This is a genomic window from Rhodococcus sp. IEGM 1366, assembly GCF_033142425.1.
In the GTDB taxonomy this organism is placed as follows: domain Bacteria; phylum Actinomycetota; class Actinomycetes; order Mycobacteriales; family Mycobacteriaceae; genus Rhodococcus_F; species Rhodococcus_F globerula.
The window spans coordinates 1-612 of record NZ_JAWLRZ010000038.1; the positions used below are offsets into that span (position 1 = coordinate 1).

1 protein-coding gene is annotated in these 612 nt (G+C 61.9%); it reads right to left on the minus strand.

Translation table 11 applies throughout. The features are described from left to right. A partial coding sequence (locus R4P64_RS33940) for an MFS transporter (protein WP_317824579.1) occupies nucleotides 1-612 on the minus strand: 612 nt, incomplete at both ends.

Sequence of the window (612 nt, forward strand, 5' to 3'; positions counted from 1 at the left end):
GGCGATTCCGCGAGTCGCATCCGGATGAAGACCGCAACGAGCGCGAGTGGGGCGCTGAGCAGGAACATGACCCGCCAAACGCCGTCGATGAATGCCTCGTCGCCGAACCATTGTGCGAGCAGAAACGCGACTGCAGCTGCGGCGGGATAGCAAAGTCCCGTGCCCATCTGGATTAGTCCGAGGAGTAGTCCGCGACGACGAGGGGGGGCGTACTCGTACACGTACGTGGCAGCTCCAACGAACTCTCCGCCGGCGGCGACGCCTTGGGCTGCGCGACACACGAACAGCAGGATCGGTGCGAGGATGCCGATGGTCGCGTAGTCGGGAATCAATCCTATTGTGGTGGTCCCCGCTGCCATGAGGAGGATCGAGAAGACAAGGAGCTTCTTGCGGCCCAATCGGTCGCCGAGCGTGCCCATGAAGATGCCGCTGATCGGGCGGACGGCGTAGGTCACCGCAAACATGAAGAACGTGGCGATGATCGCGAACTGCGAATCCCCGGCCGGGAAGAATGCCTTGCTGATCGCGACGGTTGCATACGCGTAAATCGCCAGGTCGTACCACTCGACGAAGTTGCCAATCGCTCCGGAAATAACGACTCGCCGGAGAGTC